Consider the following 22,895-nt stretch of genomic DNA (forward strand, 5'->3'; position numbering starts at 1 on the left):
CAATAGCCTTCTCTCTACTGCAATCCCTCTGTCCGGAAAATCGCTCCAAGCGCCAAAGGCGCGACTCATACCAGCCCAGGCCGCAGGCCTGGGTTTGAAACCCATGAAAAGGTAAGGGCTGAAAGCCCGCTTCATAGTTACCCCCTATGAGGCGGGCTTTCAGCCCTTATAGCTCAATCTATCTATATACCCAGGCCTGCGGCCTGGGCTGGTATGAATCGCGCCTTTGGCGCTAGAACTTCACCTGTTTGAATGTGTTGACTCTTCTCTCATTCAATTCAACGGAATCCCGCGTATACAGCCAAGCCCACCAGATCAACGGCAACTGCAACGGCAGCCTAAACCAGATCACCCAACGCGGAATATTCGGATAGAACTCCGGATGCTGTGCCATCCACACATTCGCGGGCATCACGGCAACGAGCAGCAGTACAACCCCCCACGCCGCAGCCTGACGAGTCCTCGGAATGAGGACGCCAAGCCCACCCGCAATCTCGGCAGCACCACTCAGCAGTACAAGCGAGTGATGCGCCGGAAGGTAAGCCGGCATGATGCTCTCATACAGGCGCACCGCAACAAAATGAGCTGTACCTGCCGCAATGTAAAACACCCCCATCACGATCCGCCCAACCCGCATGGAATCCCCTTTAAAGCCGTGTCCCTCGTTACCGGCATAGACATCGCCGATAACGAGGGAGTTCCAACCAACTCTGACACAGCCTGCAACAAAGATCCAGGCAAGCTACTTTCCTGCCAGCGCATCCCTCTGGTTCCGCACATAGTCATGGGAAGTCAGCACATGCGCCTGCTGATCCACAAGCAAGCTGCGAATCGGCAACGGCAGCTCATGCTCTAACGCCTTCTTATAGGCATCCTTCGCTTCGTCTTCCCCCTTCTCGGCTGTTTCGAGCAGCGAATGATCGCCGCCACCCAGCTTCGCCTTCAGCTCGCCCCAGGAACGATGCAAGGCACCGGCCACGCTGCCTGACTCCTCGATATCCGCCATGCCCGCAAGATGCAACTGGCCCTCAAGTTCAGCACGGAAGCTCGCCCGCTTCAGACTCTCGGCGAGAAAATAACGTTTGAGGGTGGCATCTTTCAAGTGCTCTCCAATTTCGGCGAAGCCCTTTTGACCATCCTGCAGCGACTTGATCAAATCCAGAAGTACGCTCTCCATCTCCTGGTTCTTAGTCGATCCATCCAGCTTATTTGCCATAATGTCCTCGGTTGAGTGATTTAGACAGCGATCGGGGTCTGCCGGTTGTGCGCGATTCTCCTGCACCGGCAGCAAGCGGGAGAAATCGCGAAAATCCCGCTCCCCCAATCCCTGTGTCGGGAATTGCTCTTTGCAGAGTTACGCAATCCCATTCACACCACTAGATGCAGACCTCGCACCCCGCGTTAGCTCATGATTTTCATGATTAAGGGTTGCACGAGATTTCAAAAAATTTGGCAGCGGAAGAGCAGCCGTCAGGTAATGCCTGACACCAGCTTTAATCACGTGTCTTGTTCGCATTCCCACAGAATCGTCATCAACCACAGGTCTTGTTCACATCCCCACGGAATCGTCATCCTGAGCGAAGTAGCTCGCGCACTTTGCGAGCTACGCAGTCGAAGGACCCCGAAGGACTTGATCTCGCCCATGATGCTGGGACCTTTTCTAGCACGGACGTCCAGGCTCGAGTGCTTGAGGCAGAAAAGGTCCTAAGAGTATGGGCAAGATAAAGCCTCTCGGGTCCTTCGGCTCCGCGTCCCAAAGGCCGGGACGCTTCGCTCAGGATGACGATTCCGTGGGATAAAACCAAAGCACTATGGAAATATCGATCTTCGTTTCGGACGAAAGCCGAACACTACCCGCTACTGCACAGAACCACCCACAACAGCCCCGAACAGCGTCAGCCACGCTTGCGGATTATGCCCGCTATGCTCAACACACTGCCGCGCAGCCGACGCATACTGAGGATCGAGCAGCGCTGCCAGCGTAAGCGTCTGCACCCCAGCAGCAGGGTCCCATTCGCCGGAGTAGCCTTTTTCGCCCGCCTTATCGCGTGCCGCATCGAAAGCAACGGTCGAGTGCACAAACTCCATATGCTTCGTCTGGCCCACCGCATAGGGCACCAGCCAATCGACACCGTGAGCAATGTTCCTCCCACCGGCCCCCTCATGGAACCAGCTCTCGCCATGCACCTTCGCCGACAATGCCGCCATCTGGAGCGGATCGAGATCATAGACCACATAGTGCAAAGCATCGCGCTTGTAGAAGTCTTCCACCGAGCCATCAGGGCGGATATTGCGCTTCACCTGTTCGCGGAAGACCGCCGCCGCCCGAGCCTCCAGTGCAGGATCGCCAGCCTCATAAGCCGCCATCACCGCAAGTTTCACCCGATGGCTCGACCAGTTCCCCGTATCCTTCTGGCCGTTCTTCTCCATCCAGTCGATATAGCCCGCGGCCATCGCCTTCCAAAGAGCGGCGGTCTGCTCTTCTGTCTTTGGCGAAAGATTGCCCCGGGTGAGGTCATAGGCCAACATCCACTTGTCCAGGTTCGTCTCATCGATCGGGTTCAGGCTCACGCGATAGACCGCCGTCCAGGCGCCGAGATAGCAGTCCTCCGCCGCAAGATACTTCTTGTCGCCAGTCAGGCGATACGCCAGCCCGAGAGCCAGCATCCCATCCCAGTCCTTCTCCGCCGCAACGCTCTCGTCGCGAATCCCATGATGCGGCAGCGTTCCCTCGGTGTGGATGCGAGCCATGGGATGGGGCGTCTCGCTGAGGAACGTCGTGGCCATGCGCACAACGCTGCGGCCAGTCTCTGTCTCCGCCTGCGCCTTTAACCCCGCCAGGCTCTCCGGCGGAAAGATCGCCCACGAAGCGCCATGCCCAGAGACCGTCGGGGGCAGTTGCTGCCCGCAGGGAGCCTCTGCCCTGGTTGGCCGGGCGGAACCAGCCGTAAAACCCATCACAAGCGTCAATCCGAGCCAAAAACCTCGTACCATAAGCAGTCTCCTGTCAAACGCTTCCATCCTAACGTTTTGCACCTACCCGTCACCACTATGGTTCCACCCCCAGCCTCTGCGCACCGCACAGCGCACTATGGAACAATAAAAGTGCTCTGGTGGTTCCAGGTCTCGTTGTCCCCGTCCATGCGCCGAGGTCTGGCACCGGCAGGCGAACGTGATCGTGTGCGTCCATCCACCTATGAAGCCTCAGAGACTCGTTTATTCGCCCACACGTAGCCGCCGTCTCAACGAGATGCTAGGCCTCGTCGTCCTGGTCGCCGCCGGCCTCCTCCTCCTCTCGCTCCTCAGCTACACGCCCACCGATCCCTCGTTTAACACCGTGAGCGGAGCCACCGGGCCCCATTCGGCGCACAACTGGACCGGCCTGATCGGCGCGTACGTCTCCGACGTTCTGCTTCAGACGCTCGGCATCTCCGTGCTCTTCCTGCCCCTGGTGATGATCCGGCTGGGCCTCTCGTGGATGCGCTCGCGCGCCGTCGGCTCGACGAAGGCCAAGGTCTTCGGGCTCGCGTTGTGGCTGATGTTCGCCCCAGCATCTATCTATTTGTTGCCGGGCCATCTGCTCTGGAAACACACGCTGCCATTCTCCGGCGTAGTGGGCCGCCTGCTCTCCGATGGCCTGATCCAATTCGTGAATCTGCCCGGAACCATCATCCTCTGCGTCCTGATGGTCGCGTTCTCGCTCTACCTGACCACCACCTTCACGCTCGCGACAGCGCGCGAGTGGTTCACCTCGCACTTCGCGTTCATCCGCAACGCCAGCGAACGCTATACCGCGTGGAAGGAGAGCCGCAGAAAGAATGAGACCGAAGAGGCCGTCAGCGCCTATGAGACCAAGCGCGAGCGCGCCACCGCCAAGGCTCGCAGCCGTGCCGGGAAAGCCCCAGTAGCCGTCAGCGAGATTCAGCCGGCCAGCACCTCCCTGCTCTCCAGCTTCCTGGGCTGGTTTGGCCGCCGCAAAAATCACGGCTCCGACCTTGCCGTAGACCCGAACGATCGCGACCGCGCCGACTTTGCCGCCGAAGCGCCCTCCATGTGGCAGACCATGCCGCGCACCATGGTCGACGAGGTTCCCTTGACCGGCCTGAGCGCTGCCGCCGCTGCTGCTGCACCCTACGCCGCCCAGCTCGCCGCCGCGTCCACCCCCCTGCGCGCACCCGGCAGCGACCCTGATCTTCCCTACAACGGCAATCCGCCCGTCAGAAAGACCCAGGGACACGACGATGGCTGGCTGGATGCTCCTGAGCGCGGAGTGCCTATCTCCGCGAAGCCCTCGCTGGCCGCATTCGATATTCCCGAGCCACCACCGGCGCGCATCCCCACGCCACGCCCGCAGATGGTACAACCGCCGCTCCCGCCGATGCCCTCGCCCACACAGGACATCGCCGCGCAGAACATTGCCTTCGGCAAGCGCGCCGACGCGGACATGCGCGCCGTTGCCATGACCACCAAATCGATCCGCGGCTACAAGCTGCCACCCAGCTCCCTGCTGTATCGCAGCGAGGAGCAGGCGCAGGTGCGCGAGGACGAACTCCGCCAGGAGGCCCGCACCCTGGTCGAAAAATGCGCCGAGTTCGGCGTCGACGGCAACGTCGAACAGATCAACCCCGGCCCCGTCGTTACGACCTTCGAGTTCCGTCCCGACGCCGGTGTGAAGTACTCGCGCGTCACCGGCCTGGCTGACGATCTCTGCCTCGCCATGGCCGCCGAATCCATCCTCATCGAGCGCATGCCGGGCAAGTCCACCGTCGGCATCCAGGTCCCGAACCACAATCGCGAGACCATTTGGCTGCGCGATGTCGTCGAGTGCGAGAGCTTCGCGCAGTCGAAGTCGAAGCTCCCCATCGCTCTGGGCAAGGACATCAGCGGCCGCATCGTCACCGGCGATCTGGCCAGCATGCCGCACGTGCTCATCGCCGGCTCAACCGGCTCCGGTAAATCGGTCGCCATCAACGCGATGATCATGAGCGTGCTCTTCAAGTCCACACCCGAGCAGGTGCGCATGATCATGGTCGATCCCAAGCGCGTCGAGCTCGGAATGTACGAAGGCATCCCGCACCTCTTCACACCCATCATCACCGAGGCCAAGCTCGCGGCCAACGCCCTCAGAAACGCCGTGCGTGAGATGGAGCGGCGGCTCAAGCTCCTCGCCGCCAACCACGTCCGCAACATCGACCAGTTCAACAAGCTCTTCGACCACGGCAGCGACTACCTCTTTGAGGACGTAAACCAGGAGCCGCTACCCTACATCATGATCATCATCGACGAGCTCGCCGATCTGATGATGCTCGACCGCGCCAACGTGGAAGAGGCGATCACCCGTCTGGCCCAGATGGCTCGCGCCGTCGGCATTCACCTCGTGCTCGCGACGCAGCGTCCTTCCGTGGACGTCATCACCGGCCTGATTAAGGCGAACGTCCCGACCCGCATGAGCTTCCGCCTCGCCACCAAGGTGGACTCGCGCACCATCATCGACTCCAACGGCGCGGAAAGCCTGCTGGGACGAGGCGATATGCTCTTCCTGCCTCCCGGAACCTCGCGTCTGCAACGTGTCCATGCACCGTTCGTCACGGAGAAGGAGATCTCCGCCGTCACCGAGTTCTGGAAGGCACAGGGTACAGCCGAGTACGTCGAAGGCTTCCTCGAAGGACCGAAGGACGAGAAGGGCTCCGATGGCGGAAGCGCGAACGACGGCGAGGACAACGACCCCATGTTCGACGATGCCGTGCGGCTGGTCTTCGAGTTCGGAAAGGCTTCGACCTCGCTGCTGCAGCGCAGGCTCCGCATCGGCTACGGTCGCGCGGCTCATCTGATCGACATGATGGAGCGCGACGGCCTAGTAGGCCCAGCCGACGGATCGAAGCCCCGCGAGATCCTCAAGTCACCCGGCTACTTCGCCGAGGTAGACGCAGCATCACGGTAAGCGCCATAGAACCGGGTGCCCCATCCTCGACGCGCGCTTTTGCGCGGCAGGGTGGGGTATCGCGTATGCGACCGTCTTTAGCTTGTAGTAGCGACCGTGGCAAGGTGGAGAAAAGCGGTCGTTTTCCTACCCCAGACGATACCCCCGACGCAGAGCGCGCTTCGAAGATCTGTGGGATTCGCTTAGCATCCATACCCCACCCTGCCGCGCAAAAAGCGCGCGTCGAGGATGGGGCACCCGCCCATAGTTCACGCTCCCAGAAGCACAGTCTATTTCGCACCCGCGCGACGCAACCACCGCAAAACATCCCCACGCACCCGCTCATACTTCGGCTCACCGGCAGCATAACGCGCCACCGTCCCATGGGCCTTGCTCGTATACCAGTTGAGAGCAAAATCCTTCACACTCAACCGGCTGCTCTGCTCTGTACCAATACGGACATCCCCCGGCTTAAGCGCCTTCTGCGCAGCCTCGGCGGACTCCAGCGAAATATACTCCGCAGCCTTGCCATCGGGTGAAAAGTGCTCGAAGTTATACCGCGTCAGCGAGCGCCCCACCGGCTCGAAGTACTCGCGCACCACCCAGTGCTGCCCCTGCACCGTGAAGCTGTCGATCACATCGCTCTCGCGAGCGGAGATCCCCGGCGCATCCCGTTCGCGAGCCCCACGCAGCAGCGCGCGCTCGCGGTCGAACTCCTCCCACCGGGCCAGCGCCGCTTCCACGATGACCAGATTCTTGTGCGCATTCCACAGCTCCGGCTGCGCCGAGACGACGCGGCGATACGTCAGCTCGGCAGCCTCATACTCATGCAGCCCAAGCTCCGCGTCCCCTAATCCAAGTTGGGCCTCGACGTCGTCGTGATGCGTCTGCAGAAACGCCTCAAAGATCTTCTTGGCCTGCACGAACTGCTTCGCCGCCAACGCGCGCTTGCCTTCGACGAGAGCGCTCTGCGCAGGAGCGGCACTCATCTGTGCTGCTCCATGGGTGGGTGCCGCAACCGTTCCCGCCAGCATCATCGCTACCATCAACCGACCAACAACCTGCATGCTTCTCATCCCTCAATTTGAATGACTCTTCGCACTACCACTCGTGAGCCTCGACACCTATGAGTCTATTTCTCTTCCCACCTTGATTGGCTATGCCTGCGGGTACTGCGCAGGGCAAAGCTGCCCAGGACGGCAATCCCCGCCAGAAGCACCACCCAAACCAGCTCGGGATGCCTCTCGATATAAGGCCGTCTGTCCACACGCGCGACAAAACCAGGATTCACCCGTTCCGCACCCAAAGTAGCCACAAGCGGCTTCTCGGCAGGGACGAACCAGCGCGCATAGTCATAGAGCGAGGCATGCAATATCGCATCGCCATACCTCAGGGTATAGGGAGCCTCGCTCACAGCAGTATCGAAGCAGATTCTGCGTTGCCGCATCTCCAATCGAACAGACCGCAGAGGCAGCGGTTTCTCCCCATCTGCAACTGCAAGTTCCACCATTGCGCTGCTGCGGAGATTCGCTCCCAGCACGGCATCGACGCTCATCTCGCGGCTGTCGATCGGAGCACCGAACTGAGTGCCAGGCAACTTCACTCGCGAGATCTCTCCCTCGATCGCTTCAATCGACTCTCGATCCCTCGCAGCATGTGGAGTTGCCGTAATCCGAACCTCGCGCGCGAAGTTCCTGTCGAAGCCGGGGTCCAGCACGAACGAGGCGCGCTCTACCGGGACATGCGCGGGAATAGCAATCTTCGCGAGGGTCTCGTGACCGCGTTGCGAGATCGAATCCGTCTCGGCAACAGTCGTGTAGAGCGTCTGAGCCTCTCGGCTCGGCGGCACCCTCGCTCCCTTCACAATGGCCGGGCCAAAATCAGCCCCCCGCGACCCCGGCGCAGGCGTCAGGTGCAGCTCTACGTGCAGCTCCGAAAACGTCGACTCCTGCAGCGGCAAGGTCGTCGAGCGCGACAGATGCTGCGCGCTGAGATCGAACAGCTCAAAGCTGCCCAGCTCTGTCCTCTTCCCAATGCCCTCCGCACCGGAGACATGCGCCGTAGCGAAAAAGTTCTGCGCCGCAAGATCGAGCACCACAGCCGTATAGGGCCGGGGCGGCATCACGATATCGAAACTCACCTCGCCCTTGCCACCGGCTACATTGCGCACCTGGGCCGATTCATCCTCCGGGTGCTGCGGCTCACTCTCCGTCAGGGTGAAGGGGGTTTCCACCGTCGAATTCTTCGCATAAAGCCGCAGATCATTCAGCGATTCGGTAGCGGCATGGGCAAACACGGTGGAATCCAGCGTCACGCAGGCCTGCCCCGAAGCGTCGCCCGGCAGATCCACCACGCGCTCATAGCGAAGGTGCTGCGGCTCCGCAACCGGGCCGGCGGAGACACTCGCCATCTGCAGGAGCAGCGTCGCCACCAGCGCGAGGAGTGTCTTCATCGTGGCGACCGCCGCATGTCCTTCATGGCCCTTACTTTATCCTTCTCCGGCAATCCCGTGAAGCGTCTTTCCGGTTCGCGCATCCATACAATAAGAAAAACAGGAATGAGTGAAAAAACAACGATATGAGTGAAGCCCCCCACGACGTTCTCCCCGATGGCCTCCCCGATGACCTCGTAGACGTTCTCGTCATCGGCGCCGGTCCCACCGGCCTTGCCTGTGCCATCGCCGCGCAGAACGCCGGTCTGCGCGTTGTCCTCGTAGACAAGGGCTGCCTCACCAACTCGCTCTTCCACTACCCGGCACATATGACCTTTTTCACCACGCCGGAGTTGCTCGAGATCGGCAATATGCCGTTTTCCTCCCCGAACCAGAAGCCTACGCGCTCGGAAGCCCTCGAGTACTATCGCAAGGTCGCCGAGCACTATCGGCTCGACATCCGGCAGTATCAGAACGTCGACCGCATCGGCGGCTCAGACGGCGATTTCACCGTGCACACGACCGATCAGTTCGGCCGCCAGCTCACGCACCGTGCACGCAAGTTGATCGTGTCCACGGGATACTACGATCTCCCCAACTACCTCGGCATCCCCGGCGAAGACCTGCCCAAGGTAAAGCATTATTACCACGAGCCGCACCCCTTCTTCGCGCAGGACGTCCTGGTCATCGGCGGCAAGAACTCCGCGGCCATCGCGGCACTCGATCTCTGGCGGCATGGCGCTCGCGTCACGCTGGTGCATCGCGGCGCGGAGCTGCATCGCCACATCAAGTACTGGATCAAGCCCGACATCGAGAACCGCATCAAGAACGGCGAGATTACAGCGCACCTCTCGTCGACAGTCGGTGAGATCACCGAAGACGCCGTCACGCTGCTCACTCCAGGCGGCCCGAAGGTGATTCCCAACCAGTTTGTCTTCGCACTGACGGGCTATCACCCGGACTTCGGCTTCATCGAATCACTGGGCGTGCGGCTCGATAAATCCAACGCACGCTGCCCTATCTGCGACCCTGCAACGCACGAATCGAATGTGCCGGGAATCTATCTCGCGGGTGTCATCGTCGCGGGCGAACGCACCAACGAAATCTTCATCGAGAACGGCCGCTTCCACGGCGATCTGATCGCGAAGGATCTTGCTGCGAAGATGCAGCGGTAAGGCAGCTCAGCAACAGCAAGGGCAAGAACAGACCACCTCTGTTCTTGCCCTTGCTTTTCTTGTTGTCATTCCGAGCGGAGCGAGCGAACCTGCTTCCTCCCGTTTTTTGCCAGTGCTGCCACTAACGTTGTGCGCGAGCTCAAACTAAACCCCGGTTCTGCCCCATATTTTCCTGGTGATCGACCGAAGAACGGGAGACAGCAGATTCACTCGCTCCGCTCGGAATGACAACAAGAAAAGCAAGAACAAAAACCAGCCGCTAGCTCAGCACCCGCCGCCGAAATCCCTTCATCCCCAGCCATGTCAGCAGTGCGAGAAAAAAGCACAGCATCAAGAGAATCATCGCCTCAGGCATGTGACCCAGCGTAGGCGTCAACGCCGCCCGCAGCCCCTCACTCATATACACGATCGGGTTAACCAGCACGCCCAACTGCATCCACCGAATCGGTGCAAGCGCAGCCCACGGATAGTACACGCAGCCAAGAAACGTAATCGGCATGACCACAACGCCGAAGATCAGGCCGATCTGTTTCGGCTGCACCGACGTACCGATCGTCAGCCCCAGCGCACCCGCCAGCAGGCTCGCCAGCACCAGCACCGCAGCCAGGAAGAACCAGTTCGACACGTGCACCATCACCGGCGTGCTGGGAATGTAATAGGCCAGCGGAAAGACGCCTGCCGCCGCAATCAGACTCTGCAGCGCGGAAAAGATGATTTTCTCCGCGGCCACCGCCGCAATCGGCAGAGGGCACATCACACGGTCGTCGATCTCGCGCGTAACGCCGAACTCCTGTGCCAGCGGCAGCGCCACCGCTGCGATCCCGGAGAACATGATCGCCACCGCCATCAGTCCCGGCAGAAGCACCGTGCCAAAACTGCCCCCGGTGGCTCCAGCCATCTGGGCCGTCGGATTCAGCGCCGCCCCGCCGCTCATATGGGGCATAACGTACGTGAAGATGAACAGAAACAAGAGCGGGTTCATCGCCACGCGAACCAGGAAGGGCCCAAGCTCGCGCATCAACACGCGCAGATCACGCAGCATCAACCCGCCAAACGCTCGCGTGTAGCTCGTGCGTCTGCTTATGCCTGTCTCACTCATCACTGCAACGCTTGCTGCCATATCGCTCACCCTCAAATCGTTACTCGCGCAGATCGCGTCCGGTCAATCGAATAAACACTGTTTCCAGGCTCGGCTCAGCCGTCGTCACATCGCGCAGCCCGAACTCGTTCGCTGTCGTCACAACACTCGCCAGCAGCCCGTCCTGCGCCTTCGCGAGCACCCGCAGCCCGCTCCCATGGTTGATAGGCTCGACGCCGTTTACGCCGCTTAGCCCCCGCAGCCGAGCCTCCAACTGGCCACTGCGGTCGCCATCCTGCAGACGCAGTTCATAAATCTTGTCTCCGCCGACACTCGCTTTCAACGCGGCCGGCGTGTCCTCGACCAGAATCTTTCCATGGTCGATGATCGCGAGCCGGTCGCACAGTTCGTCCGCCTCTTCCATGTAGTGCGTGGTCAGTACAACCGTGATGCCCTCGTCGCGCAGACCGCTCACGGCCTCCCACATGGCGATGCGGCTCTGCGGATCGAGGCCCGCACTGGGCTCGTCGAGAAACAGCACCTTGGGCCGATGTGCGATAGCGCGCCCAATCTGCAGCCGCTGCGCCAGTCCTCCGCTCAACGCCTGCGGATACGCCTTCGCACGGTCGCTCAGACGAAACTGCTCCAGCAACTGCGCCGTGCGAGCGCGAGCCTCGGCGCGCGACATTCCGAAGTACAGGCAGTGAAAGAAGATATTCTCTTCCACCGTGCAGGAGCGGTCGAGCGTGTTGTACTGCGGCACCACGCCGATCGACCGCCGCGCGACAGCCGCATGCGCAACCACGTCGATCCCCGCGATCCGCACCGAACCGGCAGTCGGTATCGCCCGGGTCGTCGCAATGGAGATGGTCGTCGTCTTCCCCGCGCCATTCGGCCCAAGCAGCCCATAGATCTCACCGGCAGGCACGCGCAGGTCGATGCCATCCACCGCTGTGACTGAGTTCTTGCCGCTGTAGACCTTACGCAGGCCCTTGATTTCAACGATGGTATCGCTCAAATGTCTTCATCCCCCGGCAGACCCATTATAAGGAGCTGTAAAAGGAGCGCCTACGGGTTGGGCCGCTACGCGCCAACCACCGGTAGCGCGGTTATCGGCGCCACCTCCGGGACAACGTGATTTCCACGCAGCTATCATGTTCTGGTGATGGTGACTATCCAACAGGACGACCTTATCGAGAGCGTGCGCGGCGCGCTGCAGTTCATCAGCTACTACCATCCCGTCGATTACATCGAAAACCTCGCCCGCGCCTACGAGCTGGAGCAGTCTCCCGCCGCCAAGGACGCGATGAAGCAGATCCTCGTCAACTCGCGCATGTGCGCCGAGGGACATCGCCCCATCTGCCAGGACACCGGCATCGTCACCATCTTCATCAAGCTCGGGCTGGAGTGCCACCTCGTCAGCAAGGACGGCGGCCCCGCCACCCTGAACCTGCAGGAGATGTGCGACGAGGGCGTACGCCGCGCCTGGCTCGATCCCGACAACAAGCTGCGCGGCAGCATCCTCGCCGACCCCGCCTTCAGCCGCAAGAACACCAAGGACAACACCCCCTGCGTCGTCGAGGTCTCCCTGGTCAAGGGCAACACGGTCGACGTAACCGTCGCGGCAAAGGGTGGCGGCAGCGAGGCGAAGTCGAAGTTCGTCATGCTGAACCCGTCGGACTCGGTCGCCGATTGGGTCCTCAAGACCATCCCCACCATGGGCGCGGGCTGGTGCCCTCCCGGAATGCTCGGCATCGGCATCGGAGGTACCGCCGAAAAGGCCATGCTCCTGGCCAAGCAAGCCCTGATGAAAGACATCGACATGCAGGAGCTCAAGCTGCGCGGCCCCCAGACCAACATCGAGAAGCTGCGCGTCGAGATCTACGACAAGGTCAACGCGCTCGGCATTGGAGCACAGGGCCTCGGCGGCCTTACAACCGTGCTCGACGTAAAGATTCTCGATTGGCCCACGCACGCCGCCAACCTCCCGGTCGCGATGATCCCCAACTGCGCCGCCACACGCCACGCACACTTCGTGCTCGACGGAACCGGCGCTGTCTCTCTTGATCCCCCGTCACTCGAGAGCTGGCCCAAGCTGACCTATGACGTGCACGGCGCGAAGCGCGTCAACCTCGACACCCTGACGCACGAAGAGGTCAAAACCTGGAAGCCGGGCGAGGTGCTGCTGCTCAACGGCAAGCTGCTCACCGGCCGCGACGCCGCCCACAAGCGCATGACCGACATGCTCAACCGCGGCGAAAAGCTGCCGGTCGACTTCCGCAACCGCTTCATCTACTACGTCGGCCCGGTCGATGCGGTGCGCGACGAAGCCGTCGGCCCCGCCGGGCCGACCACAGCAACCCGCATGGACAAGTTCACCCGCCAGATGCTCGAACAGACCGGACTGCTGGGCATGATCGGCAAGGCGGAGCGTGGCGCGGCGGCCATCGACGCCATCCGTGACAATGAAGCAGCCTACCTCATCGCCATCGGCGGAGCGGCCTATCTGGTCTCAAAGGCCATTAAGCACTCGCAGCTTATTGCCTTTGAGGACCTGGGCATGGAAGCGATCCACGAGTTCGAGGTCGTGGATATGCCTGTGACCGTAGCGGTCGATACCAAGGGCTCCAGCGTCCACATCACCGGCCCCGCAGAGTGGAAGGAACGCATCGCGCAAAGCATGGCCGTAGGCGGCGTGCCGATTCTCGGGCAGTAGCACGTCATCTTTGCCTTTGTTGTTGCTGTTCTTTGCTTTTCTGGTTGTCATCAAAATTGCGCGAAGCGCGTTCCGTGACGCTTCAGCGTCACGGAGACGGAGGGAGCCGTAGCCTTTAGGCTACGGAATAAGACCCTCCGCGAGAATCGGCCTTTAGGCCCGGGCCTTTTGCTAATGCAGGCAAGAAGCCAGCTGCGCTCTTCGCGCGATTGAATAACACTCCCAGGAAACTTCAAGCTTCCCAAATCCCCATACAACCCCCACGCAAACCCCTTTGGTTGCCTGATTTAGACATTTATTTCGCGGATACCTTTTGTCCTATGTGGGGCATCCGACCTTGTTGTAGCGATTTATCGCCAAGAGCCGTTGCGTTTTTAGCAGCGGCCAGTCAGCAAGGAGAACGGGACAATGCTCAGCACGTGGAAGCAAACTACAACTGCAGCTTCATTCGCAGCGATTTTTGGAATCGTGTGCCTTAGTGCGACGGGCCAGGAGCCCAATCCAACCACCGTAGCTCCAGGAGCCCGCACGGGCCAGGTAACGGCACAGGGACCGGACGGCACGTATGTCTATCGCATCAAGGTCGTGGAACATGATCTCGATGCCGTGAACTACTTCCATCGCAGCGGCTCGACGCACATCAACTTTACAGGCACGAACCTTCTCCCCGGAGCCAGGGGCGAGGCCAAGGTAGTCAGTGAACGGGGCGGTCTGCATATCTCCGCGGAGTTCAAAGGACTCACTCCGGCCAACGGATTCGGGCCTGAGTACATGACCTACGTCCTGTGGGCGATCTCCGCCGACGGCCGTCCCCAGAACCTCGGCGAGGTCCTGCCTGCAGGCACAAAGAACAACATCGAGGTAACGACTTCACTCCAGTCGTTCGGCCTGATCGTAACGGCTGAGCCGTACTTCTCGGTCTCCATGCCAAGCGATGTCATCGTGCTGCAGAACGTCTTCAGCGATAAAACGCAGGGCGTGCTGGAACACGTGAACGTGCATTACTCCCTGCTGCCCCGCGGCCTCTACGCCGACACCGGCGGATCGAAATCGGAGTTGAATCCCATCACGCGCAACGAGCACAGCCCGCTAGAGCTGTATGAAGCGCACAACGCCGCACGCATCGCCCGCATGAACGGTGCGGACAAGTACTCTCCCGACATCATGCAGGACGTTGCAACCGACCTGCAGAACGCGGATACGATGGACAGCTCCAAGCATCGCGATCAGAAGATGGAGATCACCTACGCTCGTGAAGCCGTCCAGAAGGCCGAGGATGCGCGTATCTCGTCTCTGCGCAAGCAGGCTTCCGAACGCCAGCAGCAGGAGCGCGCAGACAAGGAACAAGCCCAGGCTGACGCCGCGCAATCGCAGATTGCAGCCGCCAACGCCAACGCCCAGGCTGAAGCCGCCGCTGCTGCAAAGGCTCGCGCGGAGGCCGATGCGGCCAACGCTCGTGCTCAGGCGGCAGAGTCACAGCACAACGCCCAGAAGAGCGAAGCGGACGCCTCAGCTGTGCGCGAGAAACTGCGCGCACAGTTGAACTCGGTCCTCGCAACCAGCGAAAGCGCACGCGGCCTGATCGTCAACCTGAGCGATGTGCTCTTTGACACCGCGAAGTTCACCTTGAAGCCCGACACCAAGGTAAGCCTCGCAAAGGTCTCGACGATCCTGCAGCTCTATCCTGGGCTGAAGGTCCAGGTCGAGGGCTACACGGACTCGGTCGGCGGCGATGAGTACAACCAGAAGCTGAGCGAGAACCGCGCGAACGCAGTGCACGACTTCCTGGTGCAGAACGGCGTTCCCGCGGCGAACGTAACCGCTGCCGGCTACGGCAAAAATAAGCCTGTAGCGGATAACGGCACAGCCGCTGGCCGTGCACAGAACCGCCGCGTAAACCTGGTCGTCTCAGGCGATGCGATCGGCGTACAAACCACCAACCCCGAATAAGCAAACCACCGCTTGGAACAAGACGAAGGCCGCGATTCATATCGCGGCCTTCGCGCGTTAAGCAGCAGTTTGCTGAAATCAAGCAGCAGTCTGCTGCAATAGCTCTGTGCTGCAATATGCAATAACTGTCTGCTGCAATAACTCTCGTAGTGCAATAGCTCTGCGCCTAAATAGCCCTGTTTCGTTAAGGGCACGGCTTTCAGCCGTGCCATAGATGCTTCCCTTGCACCGCGGCTTTAGCCGCTGAGGGAACGCGCTTCAGCGCGCCACAGCCCGTCAGCACCCTCAAGCCCGCCTCCGCTTCAGACGCAAAGAGCACCATACCCAAGTTGCCCTCTTCCCCACGGAACCTGCATCCCCCGGCCCACGTACTGCACTCATCTCGATCTCAAAGAGGCATTCCTCATGAACACACCCATCGTCCTGCGTAGTCTGGCTCTCATCCTCTGCATCACGCCGCTCACCCGCGGTTTCGCTCAATCAACACCAGAACCAAGCCAGACGCTATTCCAGACAATCTCGGCACAGGACAGCGTGTTGTTTAACGCCGTAAACGCCTGCGATCTCCCCACGGTGGAAAGCAAGTTTGCAGAAAACCTGGAGTTTTATCACGATAAGAACGATCCGCAATACGGGCGCAAGACAGTCGTCGACGGCATCAAGAACAATCTCTGCGGCAAGATCCAACGAGAGCTGGTACCCAGCTCGCTCGAGGTATACCCGATTCAAGGCTACGGAGCCGTCGAGATCGGCGTTCATCGCTTCCACCACATCGGCGCTCAAGACCATGATGTCGTCGGAGAAGCCAAGTTCATTCACCTTTGGCGCTTCAAAGACGGAGCATGGCAGATAACCCGCGTGATCAGCTACGACCACGGGAGCGCGAAATAAACCTCCGCAAAATGGCCTGTGAAACAGGACTGACTAGGGTAGGACAAACAAATCAAGGCAGTTGCCTTTGCTTTTGCCTTTCTGGTTGTCATTCCGAGCGCAGCGAGGAACCTGCTTCCTCCCGTTTTTCGGCTATGCCGCCGCAAATGTCAGGGCCAGCGAAAACCAGACTGTTCAGGTTCTCTCTTATACTTTCTGGGAGCATGAGCAAAGAGCGGGAGGAAGGAGGTTCCTCGCTGCGCTCGGAATGACAACCAGAAAAGCAAAAGCACCTACCCTCCTTACCCCCATTCCGGAAATGCTCTAATAAATAAAGAGACACAGACCGCGAATACCCCGGTCTGCCTCCATCCGATGAACAAGCCTGGGAGGTTCGTTTGGGCATTTCGCTAAAAAACAAGGTAGTCCTGATCACCGGCGCAAGCGCCGGTATCGGCGCGGCAACGGCCATGGAGTTTGCAAAACTTGGAGCGCGGCTTCTGCTCTGTGCCCGCCGCCGCGACCTGCTGCACACGATGGAACCCAGCCTGCTCGCGGCGGGCGCGGCCTCTGTCTTCAGCTTTGAGCTGGACGTCCAGAGCCGCAACGCCGTGGAGATGGCCTTCCAGACCCTGCCCGATTCCTGGAGCGAGATCGACATCCTGGTCAACAACGCCGGCCTCAGCCGTGGGCTGAACAAGCTCTACGAGGACGACATTCAGAACTGGGAGGAGATGATCGACACCAACGTCAAAGGGCTGCTCTACGTGACCCGCATCGTCGTTCCCGGCATGGTCCAGCGCGGCAGCGGGCACGTCATTAACCTCGGGTCGATCGCCGGACATATGGCCTATCCCAACGGCGGCGTGTACTGCGCGACAAAAGCCGCGGAACGCTTCATCAGCGATGGCCTGCGCCTCGACCTGAACGGAACTCCGGTACGCGTGACGTCCATCGATCCTGGCATGGTGGAGACGGACTTCAGCAAGGTGCGTTTCCGTGGGGATGAAGAGCGGGCGGCAAAGACCTATCAGAACATCGATCCGCTACAGCCGGAAGACATCGCCGACGCGATCGTGTGGGCCGCAACCCGGCCAGCCCATGTAGGCATCCAGACGGTTGTGCTGACATGCGTCGCCCAGGCCAACCCGTTCGTTCTCACACGGAAGATCTAAATCAGTGAGGCTTTGAAAAAACAGGATTTTGAAAAAATGGGGTTTGAAAGGGCAGGATCTGAAACGGGAGCTTTGAAAGGGCGGGGCTTCAGCCCCGCCGCTAGAACCCGCTACGCGCCGTGGCTTTAGCCACTGAGGGAATGCTTCCGGAGCAAGCCCCTAAAGCTTAATCGACCACCCCAACTGCTCCAACTCGCGCTCGATCGTCGCCAGTGCAAGCTCCAACGCACTGCGACGATGCGGGCTCGATGTGCGCTCCGAAAGTACACGCTCGCGCGTCATCTCCAGGGCCTGGATACGGCGCTTGCGATCCGCTTCGGCGGCCTTGACCGCAGGGTCATCCTCTGGGCGGGCGGCCTTGGGCATGACAGCCTCCGCCTGCTGTTCTTCGACGCTCTTCGATTCCCAGCCTTTAGACATAAATGTATTTTACGCCGCGAACTTACCAGAACCGAAATCGCCGGTTTCCCTACCGGCGTCCAAAGCGATAGACAACGCCGGCGTTGAATCCAAAGTTGTTCTGAACCTTCGTTCCGCTCGTCCCGGAAAACATGGTTGCAACATAGGTCGGGGTAAAGCGAACGGCAATATTCGGATAGACGTTGTAATCTCCGCTGACGCCGATCGAGAAAGCGGGCTTGAACCCGTCCTGCCAGAAACCAACCTGAGGGCCGGTGAATCCCTTTGCGCCGCCGCTGAAGATACCCCAGCCCACGCCGCCGAGCCCCTGCACGCTAAGGGCGTACTTTTCCTGGGCATAAAAGCGGTAGCTGCCGCCTCCCATGAAGGTGTACTCGTTGATTTGAGGATTGTGAACTGCGAGATTGATATTGTTGTTGAACTGGAGCGGACTCGCGTTGCCGAAGGAGCCGCGGGCGTCGCCTACAATAGCGAACTTGGGGTTCAGGTAGTAGTTGGCCGCCGTTGCCCAGCTCACTTGGTTGGTCCTCTTGGTCAGGTCGCCACTGCTGAAGCGCAGGTAGCCGCCACCACCAAAGACCTCCCAGCGATGCGAGTACGTGTAGTCGATGGTGCGCTGGATGCGGGCCTGACGGCTGGCATTCGTCTCACGGCGGGTGTGACGCTGCTGTTGCTGCTTATTCGTTTGGGCATTTGCCGTCGTCAAAACTCCGGCGAACAACCCGGCTGCCAACCCCATCACCATCAAACGCACTACCGACTTCCGCACATCACACATCGATCTCAAACTCCTGGAAACACTCACAGGCTAGGAAAGCCCGCATCTCTTCATTAGAACATCTCCGGAGGGCGGAAGGGGCGTCCATTCGCAGGATTGGTTCGTGCCGGAAATCCCCTAAAACGGAAGGGCATGGCCTCAGCCATGCCCTTCCGCCATTCCTTGCGAGTCTTGCAACAGCCTCTAGTGCAGGGTGTACGTGACGCCGGTAACGAACTGGTAAGAGTTCTTTTTATTGAACGGCGGGGGGTTATTGAGGAAGTTGTCTGTGGTCGAGAACGAGGCGCTCAGACGCTTGTAGACCGGCAGTGCCAGCGTCGCGGTCCCATTCGCCGAGTACGCCGTCATGTCGTTCCAGCCCGGCAGGACATCGCCGGTCTCGGTAAAGAGGATGCCGTGCGGAAGGTTGTAGTGGTACGTCTCCGCAAAGGTCGAACCAATGAGATTCACGCTGGGAACGTTGGGAACGCCAAGCTGCTGAATGAACTGCTGCGTCTCATAGTGCAGATCGACCTTGAGATCAAGCTGCTGCTTGGGTTTCTGGATGGCTGTCCAGCCGACACCACCACCGTAGACCTGCTGGAACTGCAGGCCTTGCGAGAAGTTGTGATCGAAAGAGAGATCGGCCAAAGCATAGAAACGTGGGCTGAAGTACTTGTCATGCTCGGCATCGGTATGGAAGATGCTCGTCTTGGCGACCGAAGGCGGCGTGGGTGGATCAGTCGGCGGAATCAACGGCGTGGTCAACTTGCCATAGCTCTCCGCAACGTTAACGGTCGTACGCGTATCCGGCGGAAGATAAGGCACCACGGGGGTCGTCCGAATGAGGTTGACGGCCGCCGTAAACGTGGTCCCGTTGTCTGTAGCGCGCACCACCGTGGCGCCGCCGGTGACGGTGCCATTCCAGCCTTGCAGGAACTTCGTCTTGCGCGCGATCTGTCTGTCGAAAGAGTCCTTGTCGATCAGGTAATTGACATCCTTGGTGGGAACGGTATCGGGCTCATGTCCGGGATTTGTCAGCACGACATTGCCGCCCGCCATATCCACGGTTCCGGTCGGGGCGTCTGCCTTCGTAACCGGAATGCCTTTGCGAAGCAGGGCAAACTTCTCGCCGGAACGCAGCTCTTTGACCTTGTCGAGGGAGATGGTAAGCTCCCCGGCCATATCGCTTTTGAAGACAGCATTGCCGCCGGCAACGCGTTCGAGCTTGCCCGTAAGCTGGTCGCCATTGGAAAAGACCAACACATCGGGGGTGGGCTTAGGTGCGGGGGTCTGGGCCTGGGCCTGGATCAGGCCGGATAAACCGAGGATTGCGGCAGAAAAGAGGACCGGGAATCGACGCAAGGGGGTTCGTCTCCTTATAGCCACCTAGGATAAACGTCGGTCTGCTCTTCTCCAAGTGTCATTGCCGCTACCGCTTGCCGGTCTGTACCCCACCAACTCGACCGTTTTCCCCGCCGTTGCACGCTAAAAACTGCCATTTCTTCTGAAAAACGATCTCCGAAATTTATCCGGGTTACAGGAACGGGAGAAATGCTCTAACCTGAGAAGGCCATGTATGAAGACTTCGTAGCAACCGACCGTTGGACTGGAGAACCTCAGCATTGTGTCTGGAAGGGCACCGTCGTCGCCATCGCGACGCGCCATGCTGACGCAACCGACATTCGCTTCGCCGTGAATGGCCGTCCCCTCTGGGTCGCCATGCCCAACATGGCATGGGTCGAACAGAAGCGCCGCAACGGCAAGGTCATCACCGACTATCTTGCCGCGCAGATCGCCGGACGCTATCTCAAGCACGCCATTGAGAGTGGCTACGACAACGGCCGCGAGATGTACACCATGACGGTGGACGAGGTCCTGGACCACGCCGCAGCCGTCGTAAAAGAAGCTGGCCGCACCGACAACCTGCCCAGCCTGCCGGTCATCAACCAGGACACGCACCCGTCCGAACTCGACTTCAAACTCCCTGGCGAGCCGCGCACCGTGGCCGAGACAATCTAGCTGTAGCTTCTTCTATTCGCACTGCCATTTCATCGCGGAGGAGCTGCTGCCCATGCTCACCAAATCCACACGCCGCCAGTTCCTCGTCGCCTCCGCTGCCCTTCCCTTTGCACTGCGGAGCTTTGCGCAATCGTCAGCCGAACCCCGCTGGGTCCTCCTGGGGACCGGTGACGGAAAAGGTATCTACCGCGCGCCCTGGAACGCCGCTACCGGCGAACTTGGCGCCATAGAACTCGCGGTTGCAACCGAGCGCCCCACCTTCCTGGCGATGCATCCGAAGCGGCCCCTGCTCTATGCCGCGAACGAAGCAGCCAAAGGCGACGGCGGACTCTCCAGCTTTCGCGTCAACGCAGCCCAGGGAAGCCTGGAACTCGTACAACGGGTAAGCTCCCATGGCAACGGTCCCTGCTACGTGTCGGTAGACCACACGGGCAAGACAGCCTTTGTCGCGAACTACGGCGGCGGAAGCATGTCGGCCTACACGCTGGGCTCCGCAGGGGAGATGGCCGATGCAGGCGGACTCGACTGCCGCAACAACCCCTCCTGCGGCGTACTCGGCCCCGTGACGGACCGGCAGGAAGCCGCCCACCTGCATTGCACGACCGTCTCACCCGACAACAAGTTCCTGCTGGTTTGCAATCTCGGGGAAGACGCGATTGAAGTCTTCCCCATCTCGCCGGGCAAGAAAGCTCCGCTGGGCACGCCGACACGGGTGCAGGCACGCGTCGGCTCCGGACCGCGGCATGTGGCCTTCCACCCGAATGGGAAATGGGTCTACTGCGTCCACGAACTCGACGCGACCATCGACCTCTACGACTGGAGCGCGCACAAACATACGGCATCGATGAAGCTGCGCGAAGGCAGCACGATCTTCACGCTCACGCCGGGAACCTCTCTCCCCGGCAACTCCGGCTGCGAGATCATCGTCGGCGACGATGGCCGTTTTGTCTACACCTGCTCCCGCGGAGTGGACGAGATCATCGTCTACCGCGTCGATGCAACCTCAGGCCTGCTGACCGAACAACAGCGGCTGAGCTGCGGTGGCAAGATTCCCCGCATCATCGCGTTCGACCCGACCCGCAAATGGCTCGTCAGCTGCAACCAGACTGCCCCCGGAAGCGTGACCGTGTTCGCACACGACGCAAAAACCGGACGCCTCAGCGAGACCCCCAAGACCTTCGCCGCAGACACTCCCATGTTCGTGCAGTGGATATAAACAAAAAATAGAGCCACACGAGAACGCCCCGCCTGAGCAGGCGGGGCGTTCTCGTGTGCAATCGAGTTGCTCTAGTTCAGCGTCTTGAGGTCGAGCACGAAGCGGTACTTCACATCGCCTTTGACGACGCGATCCCAGACCTCTTCCAGCTTGTCGAAGCTGGCCATCTCGATGTCCGAGACGATGTTGTGCTTGCTGCAGAAATCCAGCATCTCCTGCGTCTCGGCGATCCCACCGATCATGGAGCCGGTAAGAGTCTTGCGGCCCAGAATCGAGAACGCCGCGATCTTGATCGGATCTTCCGGCGCACCGACCGTGCAGAGCACGCCGTCGCGCTTGAGCAGGTTGAGATAGCTGTTCACATCATGATCCGCGGAGACGCAGTCGATGATGAGATCGAAGCTGCCCGCGTGCTTGGCCGCCCAACCTTCCTCTTTGGTCAGAATGACCTCATCCGCACCGAGCTTCTTCGCGTCTTCTACCTTCGAAGCCGAGGTCGTGAACTGTACCGTGTGGGCTCCAAAAGCGTGCGAGAACTTGAGCGCCATGTGGCCCAGCCCGCCCAGTCCGACAACGCCAACCTTCTTTCCAGGACCGGCGTTCCAGTGCTTCAGCGGCGAGTAGGTGGTGATGCCCGCGCAGAGCAGCGGTGCAGTCGCGGCGGGATCAAGATTCGCCGGCACCTTGAGGACGAAGCTCTCGTCCGCAACAATGTTGTTGCCGTAGCCGCCAAAGGTCAGGTTGCCCTGCTTATCGCGTGAGTTGTAGGTGAAGACCGTTGCCTGGTTGTTGCAGTACTGCTCCTCGCCCGCCTTACAGCTCTCGCAGACGCGACAGGAGTCGACCATGCAGCCAATGGCCGCAAGATCGCCAACCTTGAACTTCGTCACCTCGGAGCCAATGGCTTTGACGGTGCCGAGTACTTCATGACCGGGAACCATGGGATAGATAGCATTGCCCCACTCGTTGCGGGCCTGGTGAATATCGGAGTGGCAGATGCCACAGAAATCGACTGTGATATGAACATCTTTGGGGCCAGGGCTACGGTGTTCGTAGTCGAAAGGCGCAGGAGCAGTAGTAGCGGACTGGGCTGCATAGCCATGAGTCTTAATCATTGGGGTAGAGATCTCCTTAGCGATTGGATGTTTGGAATGAAATGCAGATT

19 protein-coding genes are annotated in these 22,895 nt (G+C 60.2%); 8 read left to right on the plus strand and 11 right to left on the minus strand.

What is annotated here, in order from left to right; translation table 11 throughout:
* Positions 1 to 232: 232 nt before the first annotated feature.
* The 3 genes from HDF15_RS20315 to HDF15_RS20325 form a co-directional block, all read right to left on the minus strand.
* On the minus strand, positions 233 to 637 hold the full coding sequence (locus HDF15_RS20315) for a DoxX family protein (protein WP_184258886.1): 405 nt from the start codon (positions 635 to 637) through the stop codon (positions 233 to 235).
* A 105-nt stretch (positions 638 to 742) separates the two neighbouring features.
* The gene (locus HDF15_RS20320) at positions 743 to 1,216 is read right to left on the minus strand and encodes a PA2169 family four-helix-bundle protein (RefSeq protein ID WP_184258888.1); all 474 of its coding nucleotides are present in this window, start codon (positions 1,214 to 1,216) and stop codon (positions 743 to 745) included.
* Positions 1,217 to 1,857: 641 nt separating this feature from the next.
* The gene (locus tag HDF15_RS20325) at positions 1,858 to 2,994 is read right to left on the minus strand and encodes an alginate lyase family protein (protein ID WP_184258890.1); all 1,137 of its coding nucleotides are present in this window, start codon (positions 2,992 to 2,994) and stop codon (positions 1,858 to 1,860) included.
* Positions 2,995 to 3,196: 202 nt separating this feature from the next.
* Here HDF15_RS20325 and HDF15_RS20330 point away from each other — a divergent pair, with 202 nt between their 5' ends.
* Complete coding sequence (locus tag HDF15_RS20330) at positions 3,197 to 5,941, plus strand: DNA translocase FtsK (RefSeq protein ID WP_184258891.1); 2,745 nt, start codon at positions 3,197 to 3,199, stop codon at positions 5,939 to 5,941.
* A 269-nt stretch (positions 5,942 to 6,210) separates the two neighbouring features.
* On the opposite strand, the gene HDF15_RS20335 is transcribed toward HDF15_RS20330, so the two are convergent.
* Both HDF15_RS20335 and HDF15_RS20340 read right to left on the minus strand, forming a co-directional pair.
* Complete coding sequence (locus HDF15_RS20335) at positions 6,211 to 6,987, minus strand: lipopolysaccharide assembly protein LapB (RefSeq protein WP_184258896.1); 777 nt, start codon at positions 6,985 to 6,987, stop codon at positions 6,211 to 6,213.
* Between the two features lie 65 nt (positions 6,988 to 7,052).
* Positions 7,053 to 8,372, minus strand: a complete 1,320-nt coding sequence (locus HDF15_RS20340) for a hypothetical protein (RefSeq protein WP_184258898.1) — start codon at positions 8,370 to 8,372, stop codon at positions 7,053 to 7,055.
* Positions 8,373 to 8,497: 125 nt separating this feature from the next.
* Between HDF15_RS20340 and HDF15_RS20345 the strand changes: the two genes are divergently transcribed.
* Positions 8,498 to 9,526, plus strand: coding sequence for a YpdA family putative bacillithiol disulfide reductase (locus HDF15_RS20345; protein WP_184258899.1), 1,029 nt, complete (start codon positions 8,498 to 8,500; stop codon positions 9,524 to 9,526).
* 259 nt (positions 9,527 to 9,785) lie between these two features.
* Here HDF15_RS20345 and HDF15_RS20350 read toward each other — a convergent pair whose 3' ends face one another.
* Together HDF15_RS20350 and HDF15_RS20355 are read right to left on the minus strand one after the other, a co-directional pair.
* The gene (locus HDF15_RS20350) at positions 9,786 to 10,646 is read right to left on the minus strand and encodes an ABC transporter permease (protein ID WP_184258901.1); all 861 of its coding nucleotides are present in this window, start codon (positions 10,644 to 10,646) and stop codon (positions 9,786 to 9,788) included.
* Between the two features lie 19 nt (positions 10,647 to 10,665).
* Positions 10,666 to 11,622, minus strand: coding sequence for an ABC transporter ATP-binding protein (locus HDF15_RS20355; RefSeq protein WP_184258903.1), 957 nt, complete (start codon positions 11,620 to 11,622; stop codon positions 10,666 to 10,668).
* A 147-nt stretch (positions 11,623 to 11,769) separates the two neighbouring features.
* Here HDF15_RS20355 and HDF15_RS20360 point away from each other — a divergent pair, with 147 nt between their 5' ends.
* The 4 genes from HDF15_RS20360 (at position 11,770) to HDF15_RS20375 (ending at position 17,315) form a co-directional block, all read left to right on the plus strand.
* On the plus strand, positions 11,770 to 13,320 hold the full coding sequence (locus HDF15_RS20360) for a fumarate hydratase (protein WP_184258905.1): 1,551 nt from the start codon (positions 11,770 to 11,772) through the stop codon (positions 13,318 to 13,320).
* Between the two features lie 408 nt (positions 13,321 to 13,728).
* Positions 13,729 to 15,270 (plus strand): OmpA family protein, encoded by a 1,542-nt coding sequence (locus tag HDF15_RS20365; protein ID WP_184258906.1) that lies wholly within the window; start codon positions 13,729 to 13,731, stop codon positions 15,268 to 15,270.
* 405 nt (positions 15,271 to 15,675) lie between these two features.
* A complete protein-coding gene (locus HDF15_RS20370; RefSeq protein WP_184258908.1) occupies positions 15,676 to 16,161 on the plus strand; it encodes a nuclear transport factor 2 family protein in 486 nt (161 codons plus the stop codon).
* Positions 16,162 to 16,538: 377 nt separating this feature from the next.
* Complete coding sequence (locus tag HDF15_RS20375) at positions 16,539 to 17,315, plus strand: SDR family NAD(P)-dependent oxidoreductase (protein WP_184258910.1); 777 nt, start codon at positions 16,539 to 16,541, stop codon at positions 17,313 to 17,315.
* A gap of 159 nt (positions 17,316 to 17,474) precedes the next feature.
* On the opposite strand, the gene HDF15_RS20380 is transcribed toward HDF15_RS20375, so the two are convergent.
* From HDF15_RS20380 to HDF15_RS20390, 3 genes are all read right to left on the minus strand, one after another.
* On the minus strand, positions 17,475 to 17,735 hold the full coding sequence (locus HDF15_RS20380; protein ID WP_223295460.1) for a hypothetical protein: 261 nt from the start codon (positions 17,733 to 17,735) through the stop codon (positions 17,475 to 17,477).
* A gap of 49 nt (positions 17,736 to 17,784) precedes the next feature.
* Positions 17,785 to 18,513 carry a hypothetical protein gene (locus HDF15_RS20385; RefSeq protein ID WP_184258912.1) on the minus strand — a complete coding sequence of 243 codons (729 nt, stop codon included), beginning with the start codon at positions 18,511 to 18,513 and terminating at the stop codon, positions 17,785 to 17,787.
* Between the two features lie 183 nt (positions 18,514 to 18,696).
* Entirely contained in the window at positions 18,697 to 19,857 is a 1,161-nt protein-coding gene (locus tag HDF15_RS20390; RefSeq protein ID WP_184258914.1) for a DUF481 domain-containing protein, read from the minus strand.
* 210 nt (positions 19,858 to 20,067) lie between these two features.
* Here HDF15_RS20390 and HDF15_RS20395 point away from each other — a divergent pair, with 210 nt between their 5' ends.
* Complete coding sequence (locus HDF15_RS20395; RefSeq protein WP_184258916.1) at positions 20,068 to 20,514, plus strand: hypothetical protein; 447 nt, start codon at positions 20,068 to 20,070, stop codon at positions 20,512 to 20,514.
* 52 nt (positions 20,515 to 20,566) lie between these two features.
* On the plus strand, positions 20,567 to 21,730 hold the full coding sequence (locus HDF15_RS20400; RefSeq protein ID WP_184258918.1) for a lactonase family protein: 1,164 nt from the start codon (positions 20,567 to 20,569) through the stop codon (positions 21,728 to 21,730).
* A 71-nt stretch (positions 21,731 to 21,801) separates the two neighbouring features.
* Here the strand turns inward: HDF15_RS20400 and HDF15_RS20405 are convergent, their stop codons facing one another.
* A complete protein-coding gene (locus HDF15_RS20405) occupies positions 21,802 to 22,845 on the minus strand; it encodes an NAD(P)-dependent alcohol dehydrogenase (RefSeq protein ID WP_184258920.1) in 1,044 nt (347 codons plus the stop codon).
* Between the last annotated feature and the right edge of the window lie 50 nt (positions 22,846 to 22,895).

The organism is Granulicella mallensis (assembly GCF_014203225.1).
Classification (GTDB): domain Bacteria; phylum Acidobacteriota; class Terriglobia; order Terriglobales; family Acidobacteriaceae; genus Granulicella; species Granulicella mallensis_A.

Coding starts and splice junctions, on each gene's coding strand:
- HDF15_RS20315 (WP_184258886.1), bottom strand. CDS start 637: ATGCGGGTTGGGCGGATCGTGATGGGGGTGTTTTACATTGCGGCAGGT.
- HDF15_RS20320 (WP_184258888.1), bottom strand. CDS start 1,216: ATGGCAAATAAGCTGGATGGATCGACTAAGAACCAGGAGATGGAGAGC.
- HDF15_RS20325 (WP_184258890.1), bottom strand. CDS start 2,994: ATGGTACGAGGTTTTTGGCTCGGATTGACGCTTGTGATGGGTTTTACG.
- HDF15_RS20330 (WP_184258891.1), top strand. CDS start 3,197: ATGAAGCCTCAGAGACTCGTTTATTCGCCCACACGTAGCCGCCGTCTC.
- HDF15_RS20335 (WP_184258896.1), bottom strand. CDS start 6,987: ATGCAGGTTGTTGGTCGGTTGATGGTAGCGATGATGCTGGCGGGAACG.
- HDF15_RS20340 (WP_184258898.1), bottom strand. CDS start 8,372: ATGAAGACACTCCTCGCGCTGGTGGCGACGCTGCTCCTGCAGATGGCG.
- HDF15_RS20345 (WP_184258899.1), top strand. CDS start 8,498: ATGAGTGAAGCCCCCCACGACGTTCTCCCCGATGGCCTCCCCGATGAC.
- HDF15_RS20350 (WP_184258901.1), bottom strand. CDS start 10,646: ATGGCAGCAAGCGTTGCAGTGATGAGTGAGACAGGCATAAGCAGACGC.
- HDF15_RS20360 (WP_184258905.1), top strand. CDS start 11,770: ATGGTGACTATCCAACAGGACGACCTTATCGAGAGCGTGCGCGGCGCG.
- HDF15_RS20365 (WP_184258906.1), top strand. CDS start 13,729: ATGCTCAGCACGTGGAAGCAAACTACAACTGCAGCTTCATTCGCAGCG.
- HDF15_RS20370 (WP_184258908.1), top strand. CDS start 15,676: ATGAACACACCCATCGTCCTGCGTAGTCTGGCTCTCATCCTCTGCATC.
- HDF15_RS20380 (WP_223295460.1), bottom strand. CDS start 17,735: ATGTCTAAAGGCTGGGAATCGAAGAGCGTCGAAGAACAGCAGGCGGAG.
- HDF15_RS20385 (WP_184258912.1), bottom strand. CDS start 18,513: ATGTGTGATGTGCGGAAGTCGGTAGTGCGTTTGATGGTGATGGGGTTG.
- HDF15_RS20395 (WP_184258916.1), top strand. CDS start 20,068: ATGTATGAAGACTTCGTAGCAACCGACCGTTGGACTGGAGAACCTCAG.
- HDF15_RS20400 (WP_184258918.1), top strand. CDS start 20,567: ATGCTCACCAAATCCACACGCCGCCAGTTCCTCGTCGCCTCCGCTGCC.
- HDF15_RS20405 (WP_184258920.1), bottom strand. CDS start 22,845: ATGATTAAGACTCATGGCTATGCAGCCCAGTCCGCTACTACTGCTCCT.